General features: G+C 63.2%; 5 protein-coding genes and 2 rRNA genes. 2 read left to right on the forward strand and 5 right to left on the reverse strand.

Annotated features, from left to right (window positions below; translation table 11 throughout):
• Together K8I61_19405 and rrf are read left to right on the forward strand one after the other, a co-directional pair.
• Nucleotides 1-1,061, forward strand: a 23S ribosomal RNA gene (locus tag K8I61_19405); the annotation flags it as partial.
• Nucleotides 1,062-1,155: 94 nt separating this feature from the next.
• Nucleotides 1,156-1,272, forward strand: a 5S ribosomal RNA gene (rrf, locus tag K8I61_19410).
• A 127-nt stretch (nucleotides 1,273-1,399) separates the two neighbouring features.
• Here rrf and K8I61_19415 read toward each other — a convergent pair.
• The 5 genes from K8I61_19415 to K8I61_19435 all read right to left on the reverse strand — a co-directional run.
• Complete coding sequence (locus tag K8I61_19415) at nucleotides 1,400-2,695, reverse strand: FAD-dependent oxidoreductase (GenBank protein ID MBZ0274215.1); 1,296 nt, start codon at nucleotides 2,693-2,695, stop codon at nucleotides 1,400-1,402.
• A gap of 149 nt (nucleotides 2,696-2,844) precedes the next feature.
• Nucleotides 2,845-4,608, reverse strand: coding sequence for a hypothetical protein (locus K8I61_19420; protein MBZ0274216.1), 1,764 nt, complete (start codon nucleotides 4,606-4,608; stop codon nucleotides 2,845-2,847).
• 41 nt (nucleotides 4,609-4,649) lie between these two features.
• Nucleotides 4,650-6,302 (reverse strand): hypothetical protein, encoded by a 1,653-nt coding sequence (locus K8I61_19425; protein MBZ0274217.1) that lies wholly within the window; start codon nucleotides 6,300-6,302, stop codon nucleotides 4,650-4,652.
• Between the two features lie 75 nt (nucleotides 6,303-6,377).
• On the reverse strand, nucleotides 6,378-7,037 hold the full coding sequence (locus K8I61_19430; GenBank protein MBZ0274218.1) for a hypothetical protein: 660 nt from the start codon (nucleotides 7,035-7,037) through the stop codon (nucleotides 6,378-6,380).
• Nucleotides 7,038-7,087: 50 nt separating this feature from the next.
• On the reverse strand, nucleotides 7,088-7,926 hold an 839-nt coding region (locus K8I61_19435; GenBank protein ID MBZ0274219.1), incomplete at its 5' end, for an ABC transporter permease.

The following is a 7,926-nucleotide window of genomic DNA, read 5'->3' on the forward strand; positions in this document are numbered from 1 at the left end:
GGTTAAGGGGAGCTGTCATTCCACTTCGGTGGGAGAAGCGGCGAACTGAAGCCCCGGTAAACGGCGGCCGTAACTATAACGGTCCTAAGGTAGCGAAATTCCTTGTCGGGTAAGTTCCGACCTGCACGAATGGCGTAACGACTTCAGCGCTGTCTCAACGATGGACTCGGCGAAATTGTAGTGTGGGTGAAGATACCCACTACCCGCGCCTAGACGGAAAGACCCCGTGCACCTTTACTACAGCTTTGCAGTGAATTCTTGGCTAGTCTGTGTAGGATAGGTGGGAGGCTTTGAAGCCGGGACGCCAGTCTCGGTGGAGCCAACCTTGAAATACCACCCTGATTATCCGGGAGTTCTAACTCAGGCCCGTTATCCGGGTCGAGGACACTGCATGGTGGGTAGTTTGACTGGGGCGGTCGCCTCCTAAAAAGTAACGGAGGCGCGCGATGGTTCCCTCAGGCTGATTGGAAACCAGCCGAAGAGTGTAAAGGCATAAGGGAGCTTGACTGCAAGACCAACAAGTCGAGCAGGTGGGAAACCAGGTCTTAGTGATCCGGCGGTTCCGCATGGAAGGGCCGTCGCTTAACGGATAAAAGGTACGCCGGGGATAACAGGCTTATCTCCCCCAAGAGTCCACATCGACGGGGAGGTTTGGCACCTCGATGTCGGCTCATCACATCCTGGGGCTGGAGAAGGTCCCAAGGGTTCGGCTGTTCGCCGATTAAAGTGGTACGTGAGCTGGGTTTAGAACGTCGTGAGACAGTTCGGTCCCTATCTGGCGTGGGTGTAGGATATTTGAGAGGAGTTGCCCTCAGTACGAGAGGACCAGGGTGAACGGACCTCCAGTGTGCCAGTTGTCCCGCCAGGGGCATTGCTGGGTAGCTGCGTCCGGAAAGGATAACCGCTGAAAGCATCTAAGCGGGAAGCCTCCCTCAAAACAAGATATCCCTTGCCTTCGGGCACTAAAGACCCCTTGTAGACCACGAGGTTGATAGGCCGGATGTGTAAGCGCAGTGATGCGTTCAGCTTACCGGTACTAATCGGTCGTGAGGCTTGCCAAGCATTCGGTTTCAAACCGAACGAAATTGTCGATCCGTTGCGGTATTCACTCCAATCAGCGCGCTAATCGTTCTTTTTTTGATTTCGAATCCGGTTTCCGGTGGCTACAGCGGAGGGGTCACACCCGTTCCCATCCCGAACACGGCAGTTAAGCCCTCCAGCGCCGATGGTACTGCAGGAGTAATTCTGTGGGAGAGTAGGTCGTCGCCGGATTTTCAAATCCAAATGGGCGGATCCGAAAGGGTCCGCCCATTTCTTTTGGCGACGTCGCGGCCGGCGGCATCGCCCGGCCGGCCCTTCCGCCGATCCGTCGCCGCCGGAAACCAGCGTTGATTCCGGCTTACGCCGAGAGCCGCCGCGCGAGGCGCTTCCCGAGGCCGATCAACGTCAACACCGGCGGCAGTCCCCACGACTCCGGGATAACCGAGCAGTCGCACACGTACAGGTTGTCGATCCGCGTCTTCAAGCCCGCGTCCACCATCTCGCCGATCTTGACCGTCCCACCCGGATGGGCGGCCAGGCACCAGGATTTGTAGACATCCTTGGCCCCCGCGGCGGTGAGGATCTTCCTCGCGTTTTCGAAACCGTGCGCCAGATTGGCCCGGTCGTCCTTCCCCAGTTTCTTGCGTACCCCGCCGCGGTCGGTGAGCCGGCCTCCCAGGGAATCCCGAAGCTTGATCATGATCGTCGCGGTCCTGGCGTGTGCGAATATCTGACCGGGACGCCAACCCTGCGTCGCGAAAGCCGCGTGCGTGGTCGCCGGCACGGGCATGTCCGTCATCATGTAGCCCGCTTCGTCCAGATGGATGCCGGCGGACATCGGAATTTCGTTGGCGCGAAGGCGGACGTCCGGGAGGGCGCCGCAGACCGTGATGAGCGGATCGAAGAAAAAGTCGTACCCGCCGCCGTAAACGCCGCTGTCGCGAAGGACGATCGGCGAGCCGATGCCCCCCGCCGCCAGGACCACCACCGGCGCGAAAATCCTCCGCCGCTCACCGCGCCATTCGTATTCGACGCCCGCCGCGGTCCTGCGGTTTTCGATGATCACGCGACGCACGTGCGCGTGGTTTTGCAAGACCGCGCCCCCGGCCACGGCTTCGTCCACGTACATGCGCGCGCTCCATTTCACGCCATGGGGATCGCCGTAGTATCCGAAGCGAAATTCCGGGCGCCACTTTTTCTGATCCATGAACTTGTCGAGCGGGCGCCAGTCGAAGCCGGTTTGGCGAGCCGCGTCCATGATGCGGTTGGCCATCGGCGACATCATCTCGTCCTTGAGCGGCCCGATCGGCAACTCGCGCCGCGTCTCCTCGATCTCGCCGCGGATTTCGACGCCGTGGCGTTCGAGCATTTCAAAGGCCGGCGAAAACGCGGTGCCGTAATAAAATATCGAGCTGCCGCCCGTGGTGATGCCGCGAACCATCCCCAGGAGTTCCGGCGTGACAAGCAGGCCGCGCCCCGGCCAGAGCAATTCCGTCAGGTATTGCCGAAAATCTCCACGAATCGGGCCGCCCGGACCCCGTTCCAGCATCAGGACTTTTTTGCCTTGAAGGGTCAGTTCGCGGGCGACGGTCGCGCCGCCCGGTCCTGTCCCGACGACGATGGCATCGAATGTCGAATGGTTGTCCGGTTCCATGAAGGCGCACACTCCCCGCTATGGCCCATCGCCATCGAATTGTAAGTAATTTTACGAAATATTGCGCCCCGCGCGGTAAGCCGTAAAGACGCCGGCGACCGATTCGCGATGGGGACGCCGCGGCGCCGGGAGTTCCGCGTTCTTGCGACTTACTCGGCGGCCGGCCCGATCGGCGCGTCCTTGCTAAAGCGGCGCATCCAGTCGATCAGGGCGGGGTAGAAATCGTTGGTCGCCGCGTCGGCGATGACCGGGTCCATGTGCTCCCACGTCGGGCGCGAGATGACCTCGAATCCGAATTGCGTTCGCGGCCGATTTTGCCCGCGCGCCGGCGGCAGCATGTCACGATATTCCGAGTAGTTGTCGGCGCGTTCGATGAGCATGCGCGTCGCGATGCCGAACACCGGCGCGTCCATGCGCGAAGTCCGGAAGCGGAAGTACTTGTCCCGCCAGGTGCCCTCGGTATCCAGGCGATCCGCGGCCTTCAGGTCGATGCTCGTGCGCGCGCCGTAATAGGGGTCCACCGCGTCGGTCGGTCCCCTGTACACCCACGGCATCAGATTCTGGATGTGGCTGACTTCCGGCGGGTCCATGCGATCGAAATGGCGCCACGTGTATGTCGTGTTCGGATCGTTCGGAAAATATCCGATGAAGTCGTGCCCGACGGGTCCTTCGGGAAACCCGAAATTCGCGCGCACCAGAGGAACGATCGATGTGTCGTTATCGAGCAGAAAACCGGCAAGCGCCTCGTTGGTGATCGTGATGTCGTGGAATCGGTAAAGAAGCGGCAAGAACGACGCGAACGGTCCCATCCGCGTCCACATCTTGTCGGCGCCGACCTCCGGGTCGTCCGGATCGCCGAAACCGCGCGTTGCGGCCATCGCGAGGATTTCGCCGAACAGATAGAAGGTCGGTCCCAGCGGGGGGAACGATTCGAACCGCGCGTCGCGCCCGCGGCGCAGCCGGTCGATATTTTCCTTGTAACCCGCCTCGTTCAGATCGGGGTCATAGCGGCCTTCGCCGTCGAGCATCACGATCCCCGCCAATTCCTCGCAACCCAGGTGACCGTCGTCGAATTCCATCGCGGCGAACGCCCGCGTAAACATGACGCCGCGCGAGTGCCCGCCAAGGAAAATCGCGGCCGCCGGCTGCGCCGCGCGCGCGGTGCGGATCAATCGACGCAGGTCGCGCAACTCCAGCTCGAGCGTCCACTCCGTCATGAAGTCGGTCGCGCTTCCCTTCGCGTCGAGAATCCCCGCGAACTTGTGGCCGTCGATCTCGCCGCCGCCGAAGTAATAGTCATACGCGATGCGCGGATCGCCGGCGGCCTCCGCGGCGTCGAATCCGCGCTGGTCCTCGAGCAGATGGTGCCGGCGGTCCATCACCCAGACCTCGATATCGCCGCCGGAAAGCTGCACGAGGCTCGTCGCGAGATATCCGAGCGAGCCCGCGCCCACGGTAAATCCGGGAATCAACACCAGCACCGCCGTCGCCGCGAGCGGGGGATTTTCCCCGGTCTCCGCGCGAAAGCGCATGTAAGGAATGCGGTTGAGTTCGGCCGGCGTTTCGGCGTCGTGGATCGGGTTGGGCGCGGGAACTCCCGCGTCCATCATGTCGTAGGTCCAGATCACCCCGGCCGCCCCCACGTCGTCGTCGTCGGATTCACTATCGTCATCGCCGCCGGGATCAGGCGTGGGCGCGTCGTCGTCCGCCGCGTCGCCGTCATCGCCGGCGTTGCCGTCGTTGTCTTCGTCGCTCGGCGCGTCGCCGCCGAACGCATCCACGGCGGCGCCGCTTCCATTTGAGCCGTCACCGCAGCCGAAGGCGAATGCGAACGCCAGGAAGGCGATTGCGACGACCGCCGGGCGCAGGCCGCGCGTAAGGAAACGATTTCGCCCGGGGGATAAATTCCGCATAGCCGGGGATATTTATCCCAACCGCGCCGAAAAGGGAAATCTCATCCGCCCGAAGGTCGGCCGGACGGTCCGCGGGGCATGCACGGCAGATCGCGCATGGCGTGGAACGCCTCGAGAATCTGCGTCCGACGCACCGGATCGAGATTTTCGATGCGATCGACGGCTTCGGCCGTGGCGTCGGCTTTCAGCGCCAGCCCATATCCCACGCCCCGCCAGTACCTCGCCGAGATTCCGGGCTTCAGCGCCGGCGGTACGTCGGAGGCATCCCATGCATCCGGTTCCCAGATGCAGCACTGATAGGCGCCGGCCCGACGGAAAATCGTCCGCATTCCCGCATGCGTTTCCATATCCCAAAGCCCACGCGGCTTTTCATCGAGCGCGCAGTTGACGCGTTCGACCTCCGGCCCGACCACGAAGCCGCTGAACGTCGCGAAGTAATCCATGCCGCGAAAACGATGCAGCATGCCGAATTCGCGCGGCTGGATGAGCGGCGCGAGCTGAATCGCATTGAAAATCACGAGCGCGGCCAGGGCGGCGGCCTTGACGATGACCTCCGCCCGCCAAAGGGACGGCCACAACCACGATGAGCGCGCCCGCATCCGGCCCGTCACCATGTCGTCCGCAAGCAAAAGGGCGATTCCGGCGTAAGCCGCGGGGATGAGCCACAGGAGGTGCCTTGTCGATATGGAATCGACAAAAGGAAAAACCGCGAGCGCGCCGATCGCCGCCAGCGCGGTCGCGGGAAAAGCGGCACGCCAGATCGCGCCGCGTTCGCGAAATCCGCGGAAGGCGGTAAGAAGCGCCCAGGCCAACCCGGCCACACCGAGTCGCCGGACGATCGGCGGTCCGAAAAACCGCTCATTTTCCAGAAGGAGTGCCATGTTGTCGAAACCCGCCAGCGTTGGATATCCGATGAACGCCGCGGGCGGAAGGTAGAATTCCTTCGGCATGATCGGCAGATCCCGGGCCCAGGTCGCAAGCCACAAAGCGACGGGAATCCACGGGATGACGGCGCCGGCGGCGAATCGAAGCGCGCCGGCCACGACATTCGATTTTCGAAACAGCATCAACGCGCCGAGCGCGGCGGGAAAGTAAACCATGTTGTTCGAATACGCGGCGACCGCCCCGCACGCGAGACCCGCCGCCAACGGGCTTGCCGGCGTCTTCGGATCGGCCGTCGCGGCAAAAAACCACAACGCGACGCCGGCGAGGCCGACGACCTCCGTGTAGCCGCCCCACATCGTTAGCGACCACTTGAGGAAGTTGCGGTCGGGAAAGATGAGGAGAAGCGCGAGGATCGCGGCCGCGCGTCCGCCCGCGTGCGCGAGCACGAGGTGGACGAGAGCCACGAAGCCGGCCAGCGATAACGCGAGCATCACGATCGCCATCGCGGTCGTCACCGAAATCCCCGCGTACAAAAAAGGGATCAACAGCGTGGCGGTGAGTTCCTTGCTCCACAGGTGATAATTCTTGATGTCTGTTTCCGGCACACGCCCCATCTGACCGAGCGCCCAGGCGGGCATTTCGTGAACGGCGGGATCGATGTTGTGCAGGTGATCGTATGCGGTTTCGAGGATGAGAACGCGAACGACGACAAACAACGCGCACGCCGCGAAAAACAAAGGGCGGACGGCGGGGTGCTTGCGAAAAGGTTCGCGCCAGCGCTCGCCGAGCGTCATCCGGTCGCGATTCAACGCGCCGGATTCATTCCGCCGCCAAAAAGCATTTCTCATGGCGCGGCGGAATATATCAGCAGGTCAATGCGCCGCCTACGACGCCGCCTGCCGCGTGGCCCGCACGGCCGCCAGGCGCCCGGATATGAGATGCCACGCCATCACCGCGAGCACCCCGGTGACGAAGATGCCCATGTAAAGCGACGCTCCGCGCGGAAGGCTGGTGACGGTAAAATTCGCGATCTGCTTGGTGCCGAACACGGCCGGCATGAAGGGATCCACCGTTACCGGCGCCTTGGGATCCAGGTCGTGCCCGAGCGTGTAGAGCTTGTAGACGAATCGCGCGAGCGCAAACAGCGAAAAATAGCTGCTCATGACGAACAGGTCGATCAGCGCGCGCACGTTGCCGACCGCGGCGACGCGCAGTGTCAGGATGACAAGCGCGCCGATCGCGAACGGCAGCCAGTCCAGGTCCGTGAGCGCCGCGCGATTCAGCGGCGCCATGCCGATGTAGTGGTTCAGCGTGTTGATCTCGTTGATGTCCAGTCCGCCGCGCCCGCCTTCGACCTTGTGCGCGTAGATATCGAGCGAAAGCCCCTGCGGGTATTGCGGCGCCTTCATGGAGATGTTCCAGAGCGGCGCGGTGAATGCCAGCAGCAGCGGGATCACGAGCAGCGCCAGCGCCAGGCGCGCGGACAGTTTGATCGGGCGCTCCAGAAACTCGTAGAACCCCTCGAGCGCTTCCTTGATGTTCATGGGATATCCTCCAATTCGAACGCGTGCGCGCGTCGGCGCGCGACGGATGGTCACACCAGATCGTCGGATCGAAAACGCCAGTACCCGGCAAACAACGCCGCGCAGCCGGCGACAAGCGGCCACAACACGCCAAGCGCGAACAGCGCGCCCGCGCCGATGCGGTTGGCGAGGTAAAATCCCACCGGGCCAAGCACGGCCAGCTCCGGCTCCGCGGACGAAAGCAGCGCCATGCGCGCGGCCTGTACGGGATTGAGGCTCGCCAGCACGAACACCGATTGCGGATTGAGCCGCCACTGCAGCATCAGCCCCGCGAGCGCGAAGTCGACGAGCGTCACGGCAAGCGCCCAGGTCAGCACGAGATACATCGTCGCGCGCGACGTGTTGCGCACAAAAACGGAAATCGCGAGCCCCGCGCCGACGAAAGCCCACAGAATCGCGGCGCTGATGGCGATTGTCCGGGCGACGAAGGCCACCGGGATCGCCTCGCCGAAAGCCAGGCGGCCGATGATGGCCATGCCCACCAGCAACCCCGCAAGCGGCAGGACCAACACTCCGAAACGCACGACCGCCGCCGCGCCGAAATAGGCGGCGTGCGACAACGGGTGCGAAAAGAGCAGCTCGATCGTGCCGTCCTCTCGCGCCTTGTTGACCACGTGCCCCGTGGCGGTCAGCGCCAGAAGCGGAAGCAACAGGATGATCGCGTGGCAAAAAGACATCAGCACGCGGCTCATGCCGGTGAAGCCGAGGACATTCGATTCACGCAGCGCCACGAAGACGAAAATCGCGCCAAGGGCGGCATAGACGGCGACGCAAAAATACATCCACCGCGAGCGCGCCACCTCCGCGATGTCGAGCCGCGCCGGCCGACGCGGAGGCCGCGCCGTGAGCG

Source organism: bacterium (genome assembly GCA_019912885.1).
GTDB lineage: Bacteria > Lernaellota > Lernaellaia > JACKCT01 > JACKCT01 > JAIOHV01.

Bases quoted from the DNA above. Each gene is read 5' to 3' on its own strand.
- K8I61_19415 (MBZ0274215.1), bottom strand. From the start codon at position 2,695: ATGGAACCGGACAACCATTCGACATTCGATGCCATCGTCGTCGGGACA.
- K8I61_19420 (MBZ0274216.1), bottom strand. From the start codon at position 4,608: ATGCGGAATTTATCCCCCGGGCGAAATCGTTTCCTTACGCGCGGCCTG.
- K8I61_19430 (MBZ0274218.1), bottom strand. From the start codon at position 7,037: ATGAACATCAAGGAAGCGCTCGAGGGGTTCTACGAGTTTCTGGAGCGC.